Annotated in this window: 12 protein-coding genes and 1 pseudogene; 6 read left to right on the top strand and 7 right to left on the bottom strand. The window is 63.2% G+C overall.

The genetic code is table 11. The features are described 5' to 3' along the window. The first annotated feature begins 39 nt into the window (after positions 1 to 39). Entirely contained in the window at positions 40 to 840 is an 801-nt protein-coding gene (locus NKJ13_RS07385) for a phosphate/phosphite/phosphonate ABC transporter substrate-binding protein (protein WP_352646897.1), read from the top strand. A gap of 131 nt (positions 841 to 971) precedes the next feature. On the opposite strand, the gene NKJ13_RS07380 is transcribed toward NKJ13_RS07385, so the two are convergent. The 4 genes from NKJ13_RS07380 to NKJ13_RS07365 form a co-directional block, all read right to left on the bottom strand. Next, positions 972 to 2,285 carry a M24 family metallopeptidase gene (locus NKJ13_RS07380; RefSeq protein ID WP_352777685.1) on the bottom strand — a complete coding sequence of 438 codons (1,314 nt, stop codon included), beginning with the start codon at positions 2,283 to 2,285 and terminating at the stop codon, positions 972 to 974. Positions 2,286 to 2,310: 25 nt separating this feature from the next. Continuing rightward, positions 2,311 to 3,888, bottom strand: a complete 1,578-nt coding sequence (locus NKJ13_RS07375; RefSeq protein WP_352737203.1) for an ArnT family glycosyltransferase — start codon at positions 3,886 to 3,888, stop codon at positions 2,311 to 2,313. Between the two features lie 88 nt (positions 3,889 to 3,976). Further along, the gene (locus tag NKJ13_RS07370; protein WP_352737202.1) at positions 3,977 to 6,562 is read right to left on the bottom strand and encodes a GcvT family protein; all 2,586 of its coding nucleotides are present in this window, start codon (positions 6,560 to 6,562) and stop codon (positions 3,977 to 3,979) included. Positions 6,563 to 6,694: 132 nt separating this feature from the next. Beyond that, positions 6,695 to 8,272 (bottom strand): trimethylamine methyltransferase family protein, encoded by a 1,578-nt coding sequence (locus NKJ13_RS07365; protein WP_352706019.1) that lies wholly within the window; start codon positions 8,270 to 8,272, stop codon positions 6,695 to 6,697. A gap of 210 nt (positions 8,273 to 8,482) precedes the next feature. On the opposite strand from NKJ13_RS07365, the gene NKJ13_RS07360 reads away from it, so the two are divergent. The 3 genes and pseudogenes from NKJ13_RS07360 to NKJ13_RS07350 all read left to right on the top strand — a co-directional run bounded on the left by NKJ13_RS07360 (position 8,483) and on the right by NKJ13_RS07350 (position 13,441). Then, on the top strand, positions 8,483 to 9,643 hold the full coding sequence (locus NKJ13_RS07360; RefSeq protein WP_352777489.1) for an MFS transporter: 1,161 nt from the start codon (positions 8,483 to 8,485) through the stop codon (positions 9,641 to 9,643). Between the two features lie 95 nt (positions 9,644 to 9,738). Next, positions 9,739 to 11,807 (top strand): annotated as a pseudogene (locus NKJ13_RS07355) (prolyl oligopeptidase family serine peptidase). Between the two features lie 254 nt (positions 11,808 to 12,061). Further along, positions 12,062 to 13,441: an aspartate aminotransferase family protein gene (locus NKJ13_RS07350; RefSeq protein ID WP_352777486.1), complete on the top strand. Its 1,380-nt coding sequence runs from the start codon at positions 12,062 to 12,064 to the stop codon at positions 13,439 to 13,441. A gap of 322 nt (positions 13,442 to 13,763) precedes the next feature. On the opposite strand, the gene mmsB is transcribed toward NKJ13_RS07350, so the two are convergent. Next, the gene (gene mmsB, locus NKJ13_RS07345) at positions 13,764 to 14,648 is read right to left on the bottom strand and encodes a 3-hydroxyisobutyrate dehydrogenase (protein ID WP_352477621.1); all 885 of its coding nucleotides are present in this window, start codon (positions 14,646 to 14,648) and stop codon (positions 13,764 to 13,766) included. Between the two features lie 148 nt (positions 14,649 to 14,796). Then, a complete protein-coding gene (locus NKJ13_RS07340) occupies positions 14,797 to 15,963 on the bottom strand; it encodes an isobutyryl-CoA dehydrogenase (protein ID WP_352777484.1) in 1,167 nt (388 codons plus the stop codon). 138 nt (positions 15,964 to 16,101) lie between these two features. Between NKJ13_RS07340 and NKJ13_RS07335 the strand changes: the two genes are divergently transcribed. Beyond that, complete coding sequence (locus tag NKJ13_RS07335; RefSeq protein WP_352777482.1) at positions 16,102 to 16,716, top strand: dimethylsulfonioproprionate lyase family protein; 615 nt, start codon at positions 16,102 to 16,104, stop codon at positions 16,714 to 16,716. A 1-nt stretch (position 16,717) separates the two neighbouring features. Then, the gene (locus NKJ13_RS07330) at positions 16,718 to 18,187 is read left to right on the top strand and encodes a cobyric acid synthase (RefSeq protein ID WP_352777479.1); all 1,470 of its coding nucleotides are present in this window, start codon (positions 16,718 to 16,720) and stop codon (positions 18,185 to 18,187) included. Here the strand turns inward: NKJ13_RS07330 and NKJ13_RS07325 are convergent. Beyond that, positions 18,184 to 18,606: a VOC family protein gene (locus tag NKJ13_RS07325; protein ID WP_352777478.1), complete on the bottom strand. Its 423-nt coding sequence runs from the start codon at positions 18,604 to 18,606 to the stop codon at positions 18,184 to 18,186. The two genes, NKJ13_RS07330 and NKJ13_RS07325, sit on opposite strands and share 4 nt — an antisense overlap. Between the last annotated feature and the right edge of the window lie 48 nt (positions 18,607 to 18,654).

The raw sequence follows: 18,654 nt of genomic DNA, 5'->3' as shown, positions 1-18,654 counted from the left end.
AACTTGTCAATTTCCTCGCATAACGGTCAAATCCCCGGCATGAGCGAATTCATTGCGGCTTTGCCGATGTATGACTGGCCGGAAGCGCGGGACGAGGTCGACGCGCAATGGGCGCGGTTGCGCGATACCTTCAGACAAAGAGGCATCGATGCGCCGGAGACGATTATCCGCCGCAATGGCGATTTGCCTCCAGTGCCTGGCGGTATCCGAGACGATCAGGGAAAACCCGTCGCGCCAGATCCGGCGACATTGCCGCCGGACGAGCTGGATTTTCACCGGCTCTGGCTGCACCCGGCGCTGCTCCTTGCGCAAACCTGTTGGGGACCGATGGAACTCGGCCTGTCGCAACGTGTCCAGCTCGTCGGTCAGCCGCGTTATGATGCCTTCGAGGGTGGACAGGGCGAACTCTATTCGAGCGCCATCATCATGAGAGCGGGCGAGGCACCGCAGGCAAGGTCGCCGGCCGACGGCGGTGCCGTCATTCCGCTCGATCTGCTGCGCGGCCAGCGTTTCACCTTTAACAGCTTGGATTCCATGTCGGGCATCATCGCGCCAACTCGCGACCTGCAAGCATTGGGCGAGAGTCTGGACATCTTTTCCGCGTTGAGCGAAAGCTGTGGGCACCGTGCTTCGATCGTTGCTGTTGCCGAGGGCAGGGCCGACGTCGCGGCGATCGACTGCGAGAGCTGGGCGCTGGCGCAGCGTTTCGAGCCTGCGGCCCAGAAGGTGACGGTGGTCGGCTGGACAAGGCGTCGCAAAGGCTTGCCGTTCATCACGGCAAGGACAACGCCGGAAACGATCGTCACCACGATGCGCGAGGCGATCGCAGCGCTCACATAACCGCGTCGCGTTCGGTCGGCCTCATGCGAGCACTTTAGATTCCTGTTTATGCATGTCGTTATCGCAGAACCGCTGCACACCCTCGGGTCAAGCCCGGGGGCATGCTTTTACGCGACATGCATTAGCGTCGCTCAGCCGCCAAGCAGCCGATTGTCGAGCGGGTAGGTCGAAAGCTTCTCATTGCCGGTTTCGGTGATCAGGATCTGTTCCTCGATCTTGACGCCTTCGTAGCAGCCAAGCCGGCCGATATAGCTCTCGACGCACAGCACCATGCCAGGTTCGAGCACTCCGTCGGGTGTGTCGTCGGTCCAGTCGCTAGCATGCGGCAAGGTCGGGTATTCGTCGGCAAGACCGACGCCGTGATAGAGCACCCCGTAACGGGCCGGGAAGCAGTCCCCGGGCGGCACTGACGAGCGCTCGACGAGGTCGCGGAACGATACGCCCGGCCGCATCAGCTCCGTGTTGTGGGCGATCTGGTCGGCGGCGATTCGGAACAGGTCGCGCTGCTCCTGCGAGGGCGGCGCGTCACCGCAAAGCCAAGTGCGCGAAAGGTCGGCGCAGAAGCCGTAAGGACCGATCAGGTCGGTGTCGAAAGCGACGAGCTCGCCGGCCTCGATCGTCCGCGACGAACACTCCTGAAACCATGGATTGGTGCGCGGACCTGACGACAGGAGCCGGGTTTCGATCCATTCGCCGCCGCGCGCGATGTTGCCACGATGGAGTTCGGCCCACAATTCATTCTCCGAGATGCCAGGCCTCAGCGCCTGCTCCATCTCACTCATCGCTGCCTCGCAAGCGACGATCGCCCGGCGCATGGCAAGGATCTCGTCGGGCGATTTGATCAGCCGCGCATTTTCCATCACCGCCTCGCCATTGCCGGTCGAAATGCCGAGACGGGCGAGCTCTTCGATGCCCTCGGGATTGATGTGGTCGATCGCGATACGGCGATTGCCGCCGCCGTGTTCCAATACCAGCTCGGCAATGCCGGCTGCCCAGCGGCGGACTTTTTGACCGGTCAGCTCGCCGCTGTACAGATAAGCCCACGACACTGCCGGCCGCACCTCGTCGACGACCCCGGAATGATCGGAAAGGTGCTCGCAGGAGAAATAGTCGAACAGCACCACCGGGCCATCGGTGGCGACGAAACAATGCCTGGTCCGATTGTGTGCGACCCAGAGCTGCATGTTGGTCGCATCCGTCGCATAGCGGATGTTGACCGGATCGTAGAGCAAGGCTCCCGCATAGTCGCGGCGCTTCAGCTCGGCGCGGATGCGCTCGAGCCGGTATCGGCGCATGGCGAGCAGGTCAGGAGCAGCAATTCCCGCCGCCTGCCATTCGGCTTCCGCCAGCGCTCCATAGCCCAGCACATGCTGGTTGAGTTCAGCGGCCTTCAGCCGCGATTTTTTGCGCAGCACATCGTTCGAGCCGTCCGGCTCGAACGGCATGATCTTGCGGTGATGACGGGGCCGGTCAGTCGGGTTCCTGTCCACCCTCGGCTCCTCCGCTAACGCTTTCTTTTGGCGCTGTGGCTCCTCCCACCGCCATTCTCTTCAATCTTACATAGGCGCCGGGACGGGTGGACTTGTCGGTTCCACGCAACAGCGGAACCATCATTTGCCGCGGCTGGCCGTCCGGCTCATAGCCGGCCGCTTTGAGCTGCTCCAAAATGACCGGACGCGGATCGTCGCGGTCAAGCCAGACGAGTACGGCCGGCTCCTGCATCAGCATTTCGAAATTAGGCACTTCCTGGTCAAGTGCGACCAGTTTTTCGTCGACCAGCCGCAGGTTTCCGACCCATGCACCATCAGATATTGCGGTTTTGACCGGTCCGTCCGCAGTCAGTTGGCGATAGAGGGCGGGGTAATCCACGCGGATCATCCGCGACAGACCACTGGTCCCGTTTATCTGGACGTACCAGGTGGCGGGCGCGAGGAGCACGGCGATGATCGCTCCAGCCGCGATTACCAGGAGCTGCGCATTCCTGCCGTGCGGTGCCAGCCGTTCCATAGTGGCGACGATGGCCAGCGGCAACATGAACAGGACCGGTAGCAGCCAACGGTCTTTGACCACCGTCACGCCGGTGGCCAGTACCAGTATTGCAAGCATGGCCAGGCCGAGCGCCAAGGTACGCCGCAACAGAATTTCCCGAGGCGGACCTTTCGGGTGCCACTCGGAGAAACGAAACCCGGCCAGCCCGAAAGCCAGCGCGGAAACGAGCACCGGCAAGACCGCGAAATTGAAGGTTCCCATGATAAACTTGCCGGCACCGACAAAAGCCGCCGCCATGCGCCCTCGTTGCGAGTCTATTCCGAACTTCTCGCCTCTCGACAATAAATCGGCGGGATGCATGAGGCTCCAATAGGTGGTTGGCGCCAGCACCAGTATCGCGACCGCTATGCTGATGGCGAACTTCGGATCGAGGATTACGCTGCGCCATTCGCGCAGCGACAGCACTGCAGCAACAAGGGCCACCACGAGGAAGACATCATTATATTTGGCAAGAATTGCGGCCGCCGTGGCCAAGCCAAACGCCGCATAGGCGACCATGCTTCGCCGCTCGAGAAGATAGGCCATGGCAAGCAGGAGCAGCGAGCAGAAGGCGACGACGGCGACGGAATGCGACAAGGCGCGCTGCGATTCCCAGACGATCTGCGGGATCGTAAACAGGCCGAACATGGCCGCCGCCGCTGTCGCTTTGGTGTAGCCAAACCGCCGCATGGCGGCGAACACGCTGCAGGCGGCGAGGAACAGCACGGAGTATTTGACGAGCTTCAGCGTGAAGATACTGGTGCCGAAAACATGCGCGGCCAGCCAGTTGATCCAGGTGTAGAGGGGTGGTTGCGAGCCGCCATATCCAGCCCAGAGATACGGTATATAGATCAGCTGCTCCGCATCATCGATGCCGACGCCGGTTCCCGCCCAAGAGCTCAACAGGGACAGTATGATGGTCTGCAAGGCGAAGTAAGCCGCGACCATGACGATCGCCGCCGGGAACGGGCCGATCCGTCCCTCGGCCAGCCACTCGGCCCATCTCAGATTGTACTTCAATGAAATCTCATCGCCCTTGCCAGCAGAGTGTTGCCGGCTGCGCTAGCATGAAGAGCATGCTCCGCACAATGCGACCGGCTGGCTGCGCCTACGTCCTCATCTTTTCGCCGCTCGGATCGAACGGCGGTTCGACATTGATGCGTGCGGGACGCCGGTGGCCAAGGATTTCGATCTCGAACAGGCCGGCGCTCTCGTTCTCGGCAAGCGCTGCCGGTACATAGCCTTGCGCCATCGACTTCTCGACATAATGCGCATAGCCGCCGGAGGTGACCCAGCCGACCACGCGCCAGTCGCCGTCGACAATGCCGCGCACGGCAGACGCGCCTTCGGCGGCGTTCGAGCCGCGCACTTCCTTGCCGCCCGCGTCGAAGCGCGGTGCACCGTAGCCATGCGGCTTTTCCACCGTGCCGTAATCCTTGCCGCCGACTTTGGCCCAGATCGGCTCGTCGCCCATGACGTCGGCATCCGCGGCATCGACGATGAAGGAAACGCGGCGCAGCTTCGGCCCTGCCGCCTGTTCCCTGGCTGCCGCCTCCCGGCCGATGAAATCGTTCTTCTCCAGCTTGATGAAGCGGTCCATCGAGCCTTCGAATGGTCCGTAGATTGGACGTAGCTCGCGGAACCAGGTCGGGAAGTTCTTCTCAAGGCGCATCGAGAGCAAAGCCCGCATGCCGAAATCGATAAGGCCAAACTCTTCGCCAGCCTCCTTGATCGCCTTGTAGACCAGGCGCTGGTAGGCGGGCGCCATCCAGATCTCATAGCCGAGGTCGCCGGTGTAGGTGATGCGGTTGACCATGCAGGGCGCGCCGCCGACCGCCATCTCGCGGAAATCCATGAAGCGGAAGGCCTTGGTCGAGATGTCGACATCGACCAGTTTCTGCAGCAGGTCACGCGATTTCGGCCCGGCGATGGAGAGGCCGACCAGCGTCTGGTCGAAGCGGTGGATGCGCACCTCTGACGCCCTTGGGCCGTCCTTGGGCAGATGCTTCTCGAACCAGCGCATGTGGTATTTCTGCGCTGCCGAAGAACCCCAGATCATGAAGCGTTCTTCGCCCGCCTTGGCGATGGTGAAGTCGCCGATCAGCCGGCCGAACTCGTTCAGCATCGGCGTCAGCACGATGCGGCCGGTCTTTGGCATGCGATTGGTCATCAGCCGGTTGAGGAAATCCTCGGCCCCTGGTCCGGAGACTTCGTATTTGGCGAAGTTGGCGATCTCGGTGACGCCGACCCTCTCGCGGGTGGCTCGCACTTCCTCGCCGATCGGGCCAAAATCATTGGAACGGTGGAAGGACACGATGTCCTTCGGCTCAGAGCCTTTCGGCGCGAACCAGAGCGGGGTTTCGAGCCCCCAGCTATCGCCCATGACGGCGTTGTTGGCGAGCATCGTGTCGTAGAGCGGGGTTGTCTGCGCTGGTCTTGCCGCCGGCAATTCCTCGTTGGGAAAGCGGATGGAGAAACGGCGCGAATAGTTTTCGCGCACCTTTGCGTTGGTGTAGCGCAGCGTTGCCCATTCGCCGAAGCGGGCCACGTCCATGCCCCAGACGTCGAAGCCCGGATCGCCATGGACCATCCAGTTGGACAGTGCGAGACCGACGCCGCCACCCTGGCTGAAGCCGGCCATGACGGCGCAGGCGCACCAGAAATTGGTCAGGCCCTGCACCGGGCCGACCAGCGGGTTGCCGTCCAGCGCGAAGGTGAAGGGACCATTGATGATCTGCTTGATGCCGGCCTTCTCGATGCCGGGGAAATGCTTGAAGCCGATCTCGAGCGACGGCGCGATGCGGTCGATGTCGGGCTGCAGCAGCTCGTGGCCGAAATCCCACGGCGTGTTGACCGGCGACCACGGCTTGCAGGCCTTTTCATAGGTGCCGAGCAGGATGCCGTTGCGCTCCTGGCGGGTATAGATCTCGCCCTTGAAATCGAGCACGCCGATCATCTCGCGGCCGGTCGACTTGTTGAATTCCTCGACCTCCGGCATCTGCTCGGTCAGGAGATACATGTGCTCCATGGCCAGCACCGGCAGTTCGACGCCGACCATGCGACCGATCTCACGCGCCCACAGGCCGCCGCAGTTGACGACATGCTCGGCTTTGACCGTGCCTTGCTCGGTGACGACGTTCCAGGTGCCGTCGACCTCCTGCGTCAGTTCGACGACGCGGTTGCGCAGCACGATCTCGGCGCCCAGCTTCCTGGCGGCCTTGGCATAGGCGTGGGTGGTGCCTGAAGGATCGAGATGGCCCTCGACCGGATCCCACATGGCGCCGACGAAATTCGTCTCGTCCATCAGCGGGAACATCGCCTTCGCCTCGGACGGCGTGATCAGTTCTGTGTCCATGCCGAGATAGCGGCCCTTGGCGTGGGCGAGCCGCAAGAAGTCCATGCGCTCGGGCGTGTCGGCCATCATCACGCCGCCGGTCAGGTGCAGCGAGCAGGATTGGCCGGAAATCTCCTCGATCTCCTTGTAAAGCTGCACCGTATAGGCCTGCAGCTTCGCGACGTTGGGATCGCCGTTCAGCGTATGGAAGCCGCCCGCCGCATGCCAGGACGAGCCGGAGGTGAGCTCCGAACGCTCGATCAGCAGGATGTCGGTCCAGCCAGCCTTGGCCAGATGATAGAGCACCGAGCAGCCAACGACCCCGCCGCCGATGACAACCGCTTTTGCATGAGATTTCATGAAGATAGTTCCGTTTTTGAAGAGATTGAATCGAGTGAGCGGGGCGCGAAAACAAAGCGGAGGTCGAATACAGCGATGTTTTCGGCCAGCCTGCCATCAAGACGGAGTGGGGGTCGACTACTCATCAGATGATCAGAAATCGGTCGGCGCGCCGCCTTCGGCCCGGCGCTTGTCGACGAAAGCGTTGAGCTCCTCGCGGATTGCCGGGTCCATATAAGGCTCTTCATAGGACGCCAGCCGTTCCTTCCATACGCGATTGGCCTTTTCGAGTGCGGTCGGCGATCCGGCCTCAACCCAACTCTCGAAATTGCGCCAGTCGGAAATGATTGGCGCGTAAAACGCGGTCTTGTAGCGGTCCTGCGTGTGCTGGGTGCCGAAGAAATGGCCGCCGGGGCCGACCGACTGGATGGCGTCGAAACCGAGCGCTTCCTCGGAAAGATCGAGCGGCGTCAGGAACTCGGCGACCATCTGCAACAGGTCTATATCGAGGATGGTCTTTTCGTAGGAACAGCGCAGGCCGCCTTCGAGCCAGCCGGCCGCATGCATCATCAGATTGCCGCCACCCTGAATGGCGCCCCACAGCGAGAACACGCTTTCATAGGCGGCTTGCGCGTCGACCGTGTTAGCGGCGCAGGTGTTGGAGGTGCGGTAGGGGATGTTGTAGCGGCGGGCGAGCTGCCCGCCGACCAGCTGCGCCTTCATATATTCCGGCGTGCCGAAGGCCGGCGCGCCGGACTTCATATCGACATTCGAGGTGAAGCCGCCGTAGCCGACAGGCGCGCCCTTGCGCACCATCTGCGCAAAGGCGATGCCGGACAGCGCCTCGGCATTCTGTTGCACCAGCGCGCCGGCAATCGTCACCGGCGCCATGGCGCCGGACAGGGTGAAGGGCGTCACGATGACCACCTGGCCCTTGCTCGACATCTGGATGATACCTTCCATCATCGGCACGTCGAGCTTGAGCGGCGAATTGGTGTTGATGATGGTGAATACCGACGGCTCTGCGAGCAACTGCTCATGGCTGATGCCGCGCGCGATCCTGGTGATCTCGATGCCGTCGACGTTGCGCTCCTTACCGAGCGAATAGATGTGGAACATCTTGTCGGTCAGCGTGGCGAGGTCACGGATGCATTCGAGGTGGCGCACGGACGGATGGATGTCGATCGGCTCGACCGGGTACCCGCCCGTGCAGTTCAATATGTTGTGCATCTGCGCAAGCTTGAGGAAGTTGCGGTAGTCCTGCTGGTTGCCTGGCCGACGGCCGCGGTCGACGTCTGAGCAATTGGGTGCCGACGCCATCATCGAGATGATCAGATTATCGCCACCAAAGCGCACATTGTGCGCCGGGTTGCGGGCGTGGATGGTGAATTCCGGCGGGCAATGGGCAACCAGTTCCAGGATCATGTCGCTGTCGAAGCGCACCCGCTCACTGCCCTCGCGGACATCGGCGCCATGCGCCTTCATGATGCGCCGGGCTTCGTCATGCAGCACGTCGACGCCGATTTCCCGCAGCACGCGCAGAGAGGCGAGGTGAATTGATTCCAGCTCGTCGTCGGAAACCAGCCGGGTCGGCGTCAGCGGGTTCTTCAACTGCCGAAACGGCGGCTGCTCAAACACCGTCGAGCCGCCGGCACGCTTCCCCGCGCGGCCGCCGCGACGGGCGCGGTCGTTTGCCAGTGCCGGTTCGGCGGGCTGAAGGGCGGCGGTCATGATAGTCCTCGTACGCTGCGGCAATGCGGCGGCATAATGGACCGCCGGCCGTCCGGCCATTGCGGAGGCGGCGACCACTAGGGCGAGGGAAGCGACATGCCCTGGGGGCAGCCGGCGGGATCGCCAGCCTCTTGATCGCGTTCCGGCTGGCGCAAGCGGTTTTCGTTGCCGGTGCTTACCGCGACGGAACCGAAACGCTAATCCTGCATCATGGACCGGGCGGAACAAAGCAGCGGCGAAATAGCGCAATGGGCGGCGATCACCGGCGTGATCGCCACCGTCTCGGTGTTCGCCATCGCGCAAGGGCTGAGCTATCCGCTGTTGAGCTTCATCCTGCAGCGCCAGGCCGTCTCGCCGGCCATAATCGGCCTGTCGGCGGCAATGACGCCGATCGGCTTCATCGTCTCGTCGCCGCTGGTTCCGGCGCTGGCGCGGCGTTTCGGGGCAGGGCGCACCGCGCTTACGTGCGCGGCACTTTCCGCGCTGGTGCTGGCGCTGATCGGCTGGACCCAAAATGTCTATCTGTGGTTTCCGCTGCGTTTTTTGATCGGCGCCGTCACCAACCCGCTCTACGTGCTGAGCGAAGTCTGGGTGATCGCACTGGCCCCGCCGGCACGCCGCGGCCGCGTCATGGGCATCTATTCGACCATCATTTCGGCGGGCTTTGCGGCGGGGCCGCTGTGCCTGCTTGCGGTCGGCACCGTGGGATGGCCGCCGTTTCTGGTCGGCATCGGCGCATTCCTGTTTTGCGGCGCCTGCCTCGCCTCGGTGCTGGCACGGCTGCCCAAGGTCGACGAGAGCGGGCACCGGGTTTCGGTGCTGGGGTTCGTGCCGCAGGCGTGGCTGCTGTTATCGGCGGTGATTGTGGCCGCCGGTTTCGAACAGGCGGTGCTCGCCTTGCTGCCGGTCTACGGAACACATTATGGCATTGCGGAAGCGCGCATGTCGGCGCTGCTGTCAGTGATGATCGCCGGCAATATCGCTATGCAGGTGCCGCTCGGCTTGTTGGCGGAACGACTGACAGCGCGGCTGGTGCGGTTCATCTGTGTTTCGATGACGGTGCTGGGATGCGCGCTGCTGCCGGTTCTCATCGAGACGCCGCTGATCTGGCCGTGCGTCTTCGTCTGGGGTGCGGTTTCGTACGGTATCTACACGATGTCGATCATCGAGCTCGGCGAGCGGTTCACCGGCTCGGCACTGGTCGCCGGCAATGCCGCCTTCTCTTTGATGTGGGGCATCGGCGGCATCGCCGTACCGCCGCTGGCGGGCAGCGCCATGGATGTTGTTGGCGCCGGCGGCCTGCCAATGACGTTCGGTGCCATTTGCCTGGCGCTGGCAGTTGTAACGGTCATTCGAAGACGGATGGCGTGAATGCCAGAAAGCCGCCGTTTCTGACGAACGACTTGAATATAAGCGGCCCCATGTCGATCTTGGCTATGCCGCCGCCCGACTCAACCGGAGACCTCATGACCAAATCGAATACCAAGGGCCAGCCGGGTTCGGCGGCCGAAGACCCGTTTCTCTGGCTGGAGGACAGGAGGGGCAAGCAGGCGCTCGACTGGGTGCATCGCCAAAATGCGATCACCGTCGGGGAGCTGCAGGGTGATCCGTCCTATCAGACGTCGTTCGAGACGGCGCTCGACCTGATGACGGCCGAGGATAACATCGCCGTCGGAGCCGCTATCAACGGCTATGTCTATAATTTCTGGCAGGACCGGACGAACCTACTCGGCCTCTGGCGGCGCACCACGGTCGCCTCCTACAAGACCGATAAGCCGGAATGGCAGACAATCATCGACTTCGATAATCTGGCGGCGCAAGAGGGGGTGAAATGGGTGTTCAGCGGCGCCAGTCGGCTCTACCCCGACTTCAGCCGCTGCCTGCTCAACCTGTCGCCGGATGGCGGCGATGCCAGCGAGATGCGCGAATTCGATATCGAAAGCAGATCGTTCGTCGATGGCGGCTTTCGCGCTCCTGCCTCGAAGTCGAGCTTTAGCTGGCTGGACGAGGACACGGTTATCGTTTCCGCCGCTTTCGAGGAGGACGACACGACCCAGTCCGGTTATCCGCGCGTGGTCAAGCTTTGGCGGCGCGGCACGCCACTGGAAGCGGCGACGCCGATCTTCGAGGCGCTGAAGCAGGATCTTGCCGCCGGCGGGTCCGTCGAATTCGACGGCGACAAGCGTCATGTCTTCCTCGCCCGGACCATCGACTTCTTCGCCTCGCACAGTTTCCTGCGGCTGCCATCGGGCGAAAACAGGCGCATCCCGCTGCCGGACGACGTCACCGATACAGCGCTGTTCAAGGGCCAGCTTGTCTTCGGCGTGCGTACCCCATGGATGGCGCCGGACGGCACGCTGTGCAAGCCCGACGGGCTGTATTCACTCGATTTCGAGCGCTGGATCGAAACCGGGCTATTCGGATCCCTCGATACCGTGCTCGAGCCGGCGCACCGTGTCTCGATCGCCGGTATTGCCCGCACGCAGGACCGGCTGTTCATCAATTTGATGGACAATGTGCGCGGCAAGGTCGTCGCCGGCAAGCGCAGCGACAGCGGCTGGGAGTTCAAGCCCGTGGCTTTGCCCGAAAACGGCAATGTCGGCATCAGCCATGCCGAGCATTTCGGTTCCAGCGTCTCCTTCTCCTTCACCGATTTCCTGACGCCGAGCTCGATCATCTGGTCGGACGACAACGCCGCGGGCCTGGCAACGGTGAAGTCGCAGCCGGCGCGTTTCGATGCGTCGTCGCTGGTCTCCGACCAGTTCGAAGCGCGCTCGAAGGATGGCACGATGATCCCGTACTTCGTCGTCAGGAGGCGCGACCTGCATGGACCCGTGCCGACATTGCTTTACGGCTATGGCGGCTTCGAAGTGCCGCTGCTGCCCGGCTATGCCGGCGTGCGCGGCAGGCTGTGGCTGGAGAAGGCTATGCCTATGTGCAGGCCAACATCCGCGGCGGCGGCGAGTTCGGCCCGAACTGGCATCAGGCCGCGCTCAAGGCCAATCGCCAGAATGCCTTCGACGACTTCGCCGCGGTGGCGCAAGATCTGGTCAAACGCGGCATCGCTACGCCCGCCACGCTGGGCATCCAGGGCGGATCGAATGGTGGCTTGCTGACCGGCGTCTCGCTGACCCAGCAACCGGAATTGTTCGGCGCAGTGATCATCGACGTGCCGCTGCTCGATATGCTGCGCTACACCGAACTGCCGCCCGGCGCGTCATGGATGGCCGAGTATGGCGATCCGGCGAAGCCGGAAGAGGCAGCCTGGCTCGCCGCCTATTCGCCCTACCAGCATGTAGACACGGACGCAGCCTATCCGCCGGTGTTGCTGATGACCTCGACCGCCGACGATCGCGTCCATCCCGGGCATGCGCGCAAAATGGCGGCACGGCTGCAGGCGGCCGGCCACGGCAAGACGCTGTTCTTCGAGGAGACCGAGGGCGGCCATGGCGGACGCGGCGATCGGCGGCCGCAGGCCGCACAGGCGGCAATGAAGTACGTCTTCCTGCAGCGGGCCCTGACTGGCACCAATTGACTGGCACCAATTGACCGGCGTCGCTTGACCGGCACGGCTTGAACTGAGGGCTCGAGGCAGCCTAAGGTACATGCATGGCTCGGCTGGCGAAATCGGGTTGCGCATTTGGGGTCGCGGTGACGCCGTCGCCGCGCACGCTTCGCGCCGAGCTGTTGCGGCTGTGCGCCCGCATCGGCTATTCGCCGCCCGCTGTCCTCTGACGAATCCGCCCCGGCGCAAAAGCTGCCGGATTGGTTCAAGAGGAAAGATCAGACATGACCTACCAGAATTATTCGCTGAAGCAGCTTCAGCAGATCGATGCCGCGCATCACCTTCATCCGTTCACCGACCACAAAGAGATGCGCGAGACCGGCTCGCGGATCATCACTCGCGCCAACGGGCCGTTCATCTACAATTCCGAAGGGACGGAAATCCTCGACGGCATGGCAGGGCTGTGGTGCGTCAATGTCGGCTATGGCCGCGACGAGCTGGCCGACGCCGCCTACGCCCAGATGAAGGAATTGCCCTACTACAACTCCTTCTTCAAATGCTCGACGCCGACGCCGGTTCTGCTGTCGAAAAAGCTGGCGGAGATCGCGCCAAGGCACATCAACCAGGTGTTCTACGGCTCATCCGGTTCGGAGGCCAACGACACGGCGCTGCGCCTGGTCCGTCACTATTGGGTGCTGGAAGGCAAACCGGAGAAGAACCGCATCATCTCGCGCAAGATGGGCTATCACGGCTCGACCATCGCCGGCGCCTCGCTCGGCGGCATGGATTTGATGCACAAGCAGCTCGGCGGCGCCGTGCCCAACATCGTCCATGTAATGATGCCCTATGCCTATGAGCTCGCACTGCCCGGCGAAAGCGACCATGATTTCGGCCTGCGCGCGGCAAAAGCGGTCGAGGACGCGATCCTCGAAGCTGGCGCCGACAAGGTGGCCGCCTTCATCGGCGAACCGGTGATGGGGGCAGGCGGGGTGAAGATCCCGCCGATGAGCTATTGGCCGGAAGTGCAGTGCATCTGCCGCAAATACGACGTCCTGCTTATGCTGGACGAGGTCATCACCGGCTACGGCCGCACCGGCGAGTGGTTCGCGGCACAAGCCTTCGATGTCGAGCCCGACACCATCACCACGGCCAAGGCGCTCACCTCTGGCTATCAGCCGCTGTCGGCGCTGCTGGTCGGCGACCGCATCGCGGCGACGCTGGTCGAAAAGGGCGGCGAATTCTATCACGGCTACACCTATGCCGGGCACCCGGTGGCCTGCGCGGTGGCGCTGAAGAACCTCGAGATCATCGAGCGCGAGGGGCTGGTCGAGCGCGTCAGGAACGACACCGGGCCTTACTTCGCCAGGGCTTTGCAGGAACGTCTCGGCGGGCACGATCTGGTCGGCGAGGTGCGCTCGTTCGGGCTGATGGGAGCGATCGAGATCGTCAAGGACAAGGCAACCAAGGAGCGCTTCCTGCCGGCCGGCAACGCGGCGGTGACCGTTCGCGACCACGCAATTGCCCAGGGCATGATGCTACGCGCCACCGGCGACACGATGATCCTGTCGCCGCCGCTGATCTGGACGCGCGAGACGATCGACATGGCCTGCGATCGTATCGCCGGGGCGCTCGATCTGGCCGAAGCAGATCTGCGCAAGCGGTGAACGACCGCCGGGCGCTCCATGTCGGGCGCCCGGCGATCGACCGAGCGCTTGCCGGGCGAGGAAGCGAAACGCAAAAACCGCGCTCCATCGGAACGCGGCTTTGCCAGATACGCACGGCGCTTCGCCAACAATACACTTGCGAAACTGAAGGCGAAACTTACGGGCTCCGGTACGCGAGACCTGATCCGGAGCGCCGGGCGGATGTCCGCCTCGCAATCCGTTTTAAACGCATATCGTTACTGCAGGGTTAGCAAGAGCTTAAGCAAACCTAAATTTGCCGACTTTCCGCTTTGGGCAGATCGAAAACCTGTGAACTTGGAGCTTACGCCGGGTTACCACGGAGGAAATTAATGATGCCGGAAAAATCCGCACCGGCATTCCCTTGTGCGTTGAACAGCGCATAGAGCTGAGCTGCCTCGGCGCCGAGCGGCGTTGCTGCACCGACGCTCTGTGCGGCCTCCTGCGACAGTTTCAAGTCCTTCAGCATCAGTGCCGCCGCGAAGCCAGGCTTATAGCCATTGTTGGCGGGCGATGTCGGCACCGGGCCGGGCACCGGGCAATAGGTGGTCAGCGACCAGCACTGGCCGGACGAGGTCGAGGCGACGTCGAACAGCGCCTGGTGCGACAGGCCGAGCTTTTCCGCCAGCACGAAGGCCTCGGCAACACCGATCATCGAAATGCCCAAAATCATGTTGTTGCAGATCTTCGCCGCCTGTCCGGCGCCGTCGTCGCCGCAATGAACTATGCGGCCGGCCATCGGCTTGAGGATTGGTTCGGCCTTGGCGAAGGCATCCTTCGAACCGCCGGCCATGAAGGTCAGCGTGCCGGCCGCCGCACCGCCCGTGCCGCCGGAGACTGGCGCGTCGATCGACAGCAACCCGTGCTTGGCGGCGATGGTATGGGCCTTTCGAGCCGACTCGACATCGATGGTCGAGGAATCGATGAACAGCGCGCCTTTTTTTGCCTTGGACACTATGTCTGCGTAAACCGACAGAACATGCTTACCGGCTGGCAGCATGGTGATGACCGCATCGGCGTCTTTCACCGCCGCAACGGCGTTGGCCATGATGACGACGCCGTGTTCCCTGGCGATGACGAGGTTCTCCGGCACCAGGTCGAAGCCGTGCACGGCATAACCGGCCTTGACCAGGTTGGCGGCCATCGGATTGCCCATATTGCCGAGGCCGATGAAGGCGATGGTGGTCATGATGGCGCTCCGTGGGTGGGGTGGTGAATATTGAATAGTGAATAGTGAATAGTCATCAGGGATCATGGGTTAGTCGTGTTCTATATGAGTTATTCACCCATTCACTATTAACTACTCACTACTCACTACTCACTACTCACTAAATTCTCTACCGTCCAATCAGCGCGCGTGCGATAATGACGCGCATGATCTCGTTGGTGCCTTCGAGGATCTGGTGGACACGCAGGTCGCGCACCAGCTTCTCGATGCCGTAATCGTGCAGATAACCATAGCCGCCGTGCAGCTGCAGGGCGTCGTTGGCGACATTGAAGCCGGTGTCGGTGACGAAGCGCTTCGCCATCGCCGACCATTTTGAGGCATCCGGCGTGTTGCGGTCGAGCTTCGAGGCGGCGGTGTAGAGGAAGACGCGCGCTGCCTGCAATTCGGTCTCCATGTCCGCAAGCTTGAACTGCAGCGCCTGGAACTGGTTGATCTTCGAGCCGAAAGCCTTGCGCTCGGCCGTGTAAGCGAGCGCCTTGTCGAGTGCCGATTGCGCGCCCCCGAGCGAGCAGGCGGCGATGTTCAACCGGCCGCCGTCGAGCCCGGCCATGGCGATGCCGAAGCCGGCGCCTTCTGCCGACAGAAGGTTTTCCGCCGGCACCTTGCAGTCCTCGAAGACGACCTGGCGCGTCGACTGCATGTGCCAGCCCATCTTGTGCTCGTTGGCGCCGAAAGAAAGGCCCGGCGCATCGTTCGGCACGACGAAGGTGGAAACGCCTTTCGGCCCGTCGGCGCCGGTGCGCGCCATGACGACATAGAGGTCGCTGTCGCCAGCACCGGAGATAAACTGCTTGGCGCCGTTCAGCACATAGTCGCCGCCGCTCTTTGTCGCGCGCGTCTTCAGCGCCGCCGCATCCGAGCCCGAGCCGGGTTCGGTCAGGCAATAGCTTGCCAGCCATTCCATTGAGGTCAGCTTCGGCAGGAAGCGCCGGCGCTGTTCGTCGCTGCCGAAGCGGTCGATCATCGATGCCGCCATATTGTGGATAGAGATGAAGGCGGAAAACGCCGGATCGGCCCGCGAAAGCGCCTCGAAGATCAGCACGGCGTCGAGCCGGCCGAGCCCCGAGCCGCCGACATCCTCGCGGACATATATGCCTCCAAGGCCGAGCGGGCCCGTCTCGCGGATCACGTCGGCGGGGAAATACTTGTTGCGATCCCAGTCGAGTGCGTTCGGCGCCACACGGTCGGCGGCGAAGGCCTCGGCCATCTCCTGGATGGCGCGCTGGTCCTCGTTGAGTTCGAACTGGCCGGTGCCAGCATCGACAGCGGCGTCCATGGCGTGCTCCCTGACGTTTCCGGCCTGCTGGCCTGTCGTTTTTGGCTTTGCGCGCCGCCCAATCTAGACCAATGATGCCGCCGCGCAACCCGACCCGTCTGCGCAGCCGCTGTGCGCGAATGCGCTTTGGAGCAAAGTGTGACGACAAAATTCGACGAACTGCTTGGATGCTTCCATGCCTATCTCCAGACGTTCGATGCTGCGCTGGTGCGCGACGCCGTGGCCCGGATCGGCTGGGATATGCCAAGCCGGCCGCTCGAACCGCATGCACTGCCTTGTCTCGTCCAGCTCGACCGTATCGTCGAACTCGCTCCCGCTGCGGCCAGGCCGCTGGCGCGGCTGGTTGCGGAGCGTCGCGGCGATCTGCGCTGGGGCCAGACCTATGGCGAAGCGGATTTCGGCAAGGTTTTCATCGACAATTACGGCTGGCTGGAGGTGTTCGGTACGCGCGGCCATTTCGTCAATGAAGAGGTCGCGGCCGGCCTGCTGATCCTTGGACCCGACATCGTCTACCCCGATCACCACCATGTCGCGGAGGAGATCTACATCCCGCTGACCGGCGGCACCGAATGGCGCATGGGCGATGGCGGTTTTCGCCTTCGAGCGCCGGGCGAGGTGATCCACCATGCCTCTGGCGTCAGCCACGCCATGCGCACCGGCAAGGAGCCGCTGCTGGCGCTCTATCTCTGGCGCGGCGGGCCACTGGCAGCCAAGTCGACGATCACCGCAACCGTTGCGCAGGGCAGGGACTGATATGGCCAAGGCGATCATGCTGCAGGGCACGGGTTCCGATGTCGGCAAGACGGTGCTCGTCGCCGGCCTCTGCCGCGCGGCGAAGAAGCGCGGCTTGAAAGTGCGGCCGTTCAAGCCGCAGAACATGTCGAACAACGCCGCTGTCGCCGATATTCCAGGCGTTTCAGGCGGCGGTGAGATCGGCCGCGCCCAATGGCTGCAGGCGATCGCCTGCGGCGTGGCGCCGACCATCCACATGAACCCGGTGCTCCTCAAGCCGCAAACCGATGTCGGCGCTCAAGTCGTCGTACAGGGCAAGGTGTTCGGCGAGGCGCGGGCGCGCGACTATCAGGCGCTGAAGGGCCGGCTGATGGATGCGGTGCTGGACTCCTGGGCGACGGTCGGCGAGGGCGCGGACCTGGTCATTGTCGAAGGCGCGGGATCGCCGGCCGAGATCAACCTCAGGAGCCGCGACATTGCCAATATGGGCTTTGCGACGCGCGCCGGCGTGCCGGTGATCCTGGTCGGCGATATCGATCGCGGTGGCGTCATCGCCTCGGTCGCCGGCACCCACCTGATCCTGCCGGACGAGGACCGGCGCATGATCGTCGGCTATCTCATCAACAAGTTCCGCGGCGATGTCTCGCTGTTCGACGATGGCATCGAGGCGATCGAAAAATTCACCGGCTGGCGCTGCTTTGGCGTGGTGCCGTGGCTGAAGGCGGCGGCGCGGCTGCCGTCGGAAGACTCCGTCGTGCTCGAACGGTTGGCGTCCGGTGAGAAGCGCGCGCTGAAGATCGCCGTGCCGGTGCTTTCGCGCATCGCCAATTTCGACGATCTCGACCCGCTCAAGGCCGAACCGCAGGTCGAGGTGGTGTTCGTGCCGCCTGGCCAGCGCCTGCCGCAGGATGCAGGGCTGGTGGTCATTCCCGGCTCGAAGTCGACGATCGGCGATCTCCTGAAATTTCGCGAGAACGGCTGGGACCGCGACCTTGCCGCGCATAGGAAAAGCGGTGGCCATATCGTCGGCATCTGCGGCGGCTTCCAGATGCTCGGCCATGTCGTGCGCGATCCCGATGGTATCGAGGGCAGCGTTACTGAGACGCAAGGTCTCGGGCTGCTCGACGTCCAAACGGTGATGGAGCCGGAAAAGACGGTGCGCAATGTCAGCGCGCGCTCGGTGCCGTTCGATCTGCCGCTCGAGGGCTACGAGATCCATCTCGGCCGCACCACCGGTCCGGACACGCTGCGGCCGTCCGCCGTTATCAACGGCATCGATGACGGCGCTATCTCGGCCGACGGCAAGGTGCTGGGCACCTATATGCACGGGCTGTTTTCCGCCGATGCCTTCCGGGCGAAATTCCTCGAAAGCCTCGGCGTCAAGGGCGGCGGCATCGACTACCGCGCCGAGGTCGAACGGGCACTGGACGAGATCGCCGCCGAGCTGGAAACCCACCTCGACTGCGACGCGATTTTTGGGCTGGCGCGTTAGCTGGCAGCTTCGTCAGCCTTCGGCCAGTAGGTGCCGAACGACCAGACATTGCCTTCCGGATCGCGGCAGATGAATTCGCGGCTGCCATAGTCGCGGTCGGTGAGTTCTTCCAGAATCTGGGCGCCAGCGGTCTTTGCCCGCGCGTATGCCGCATCTGCGTCAGCGACCGCAACGTAGATCGACTTGCCACCGCCCGAACCGGGCGCGCCGACCATCTTGCCATAGGCATCGTCGCGGGCCGTGCCGAGCATGATGATCGAGGAGCCGAAAGCGAGTTCGGCATGGTGCACCACGTCGCCTTCGCCATAGCGGGCGCGAACGCTGAAGCCGAAGGCCTCGCACAGCCAATCGATCATCCTGCCGGCATTCCTGTAGCGCAGCGCCGGATAAAACCGCGGTGGCTCGGTGATGTTCGGCATGACTGATCTCCTTCAGCGGGTTGGTCGATCAACCCAGTCTGGGCGAAG

The organism is Mesorhizobium sp. M0174, from assembly GCF_040322275.1.
Taxonomy (GTDB): domain Bacteria; phylum Pseudomonadota; class Alphaproteobacteria; order Rhizobiales; family Rhizobiaceae; genus Mesorhizobium.
This window is presented reverse-complemented; position numbering and strand designations above follow the sequence as displayed.

Excerpts from the sequence above, each read along its gene's own strand:
- NKJ13_RS07385 (WP_352646897.1), top strand. The coding sequence starts at position 40 with ATGAGCGAATTCATTGCGGCTTTGCCGATGTATGACTGGCCGGAAGCG.
- NKJ13_RS07380 (WP_352777685.1), bottom strand. The coding sequence starts at position 2,285 with ATGCCGTTCGAGCCGGACGGCTCGAACGATGTGCTGCGCAAAAAATCG.
- NKJ13_RS07370 (WP_352737202.1), bottom strand. The coding sequence starts at position 6,562 with ATGAAATCTCATGCAAAAGCGGTTGTCATCGGCGGCGGGGTCGTTGGC.
- NKJ13_RS07365 (WP_352706019.1), bottom strand. The coding sequence starts at position 8,272 with ATGACCGCCGCCCTTCAGCCCGCCGAACCGGCACTGGCAAACGACCGC.
- NKJ13_RS07360 (WP_352777489.1), top strand. The coding sequence starts at position 8,483 with ATGGACCGGGCGGAACAAAGCAGCGGCGAAATAGCGCAATGGGCGGCG.
- NKJ13_RS07350 (WP_352777486.1), top strand. The coding sequence starts at position 12,062 with ATGACCTACCAGAATTATTCGCTGAAGCAGCTTCAGCAGATCGATGCC.
- mmsB (WP_352477621.1), bottom strand. The coding sequence starts at position 14,648 with ATGACCACCATCGCCTTCATCGGCCTCGGCAATATGGGCAATCCGATG.
- NKJ13_RS07340 (WP_352777484.1), bottom strand. The coding sequence starts at position 15,963 with ATGGACGCCGCTGTCGATGCTGGCACCGGCCAGTTCGAACTCAACGAG.
- NKJ13_RS07330 (WP_352777479.1), top strand. The coding sequence starts at position 16,718 with ATGGCCAAGGCGATCATGCTGCAGGGCACGGGTTCCGATGTCGGCAAG.
- NKJ13_RS07325 (WP_352777478.1), bottom strand. The coding sequence starts at position 18,606 with ATGCCGAACATCACCGAGCCACCGCGGTTTTATCCGGCGCTGCGCTAC.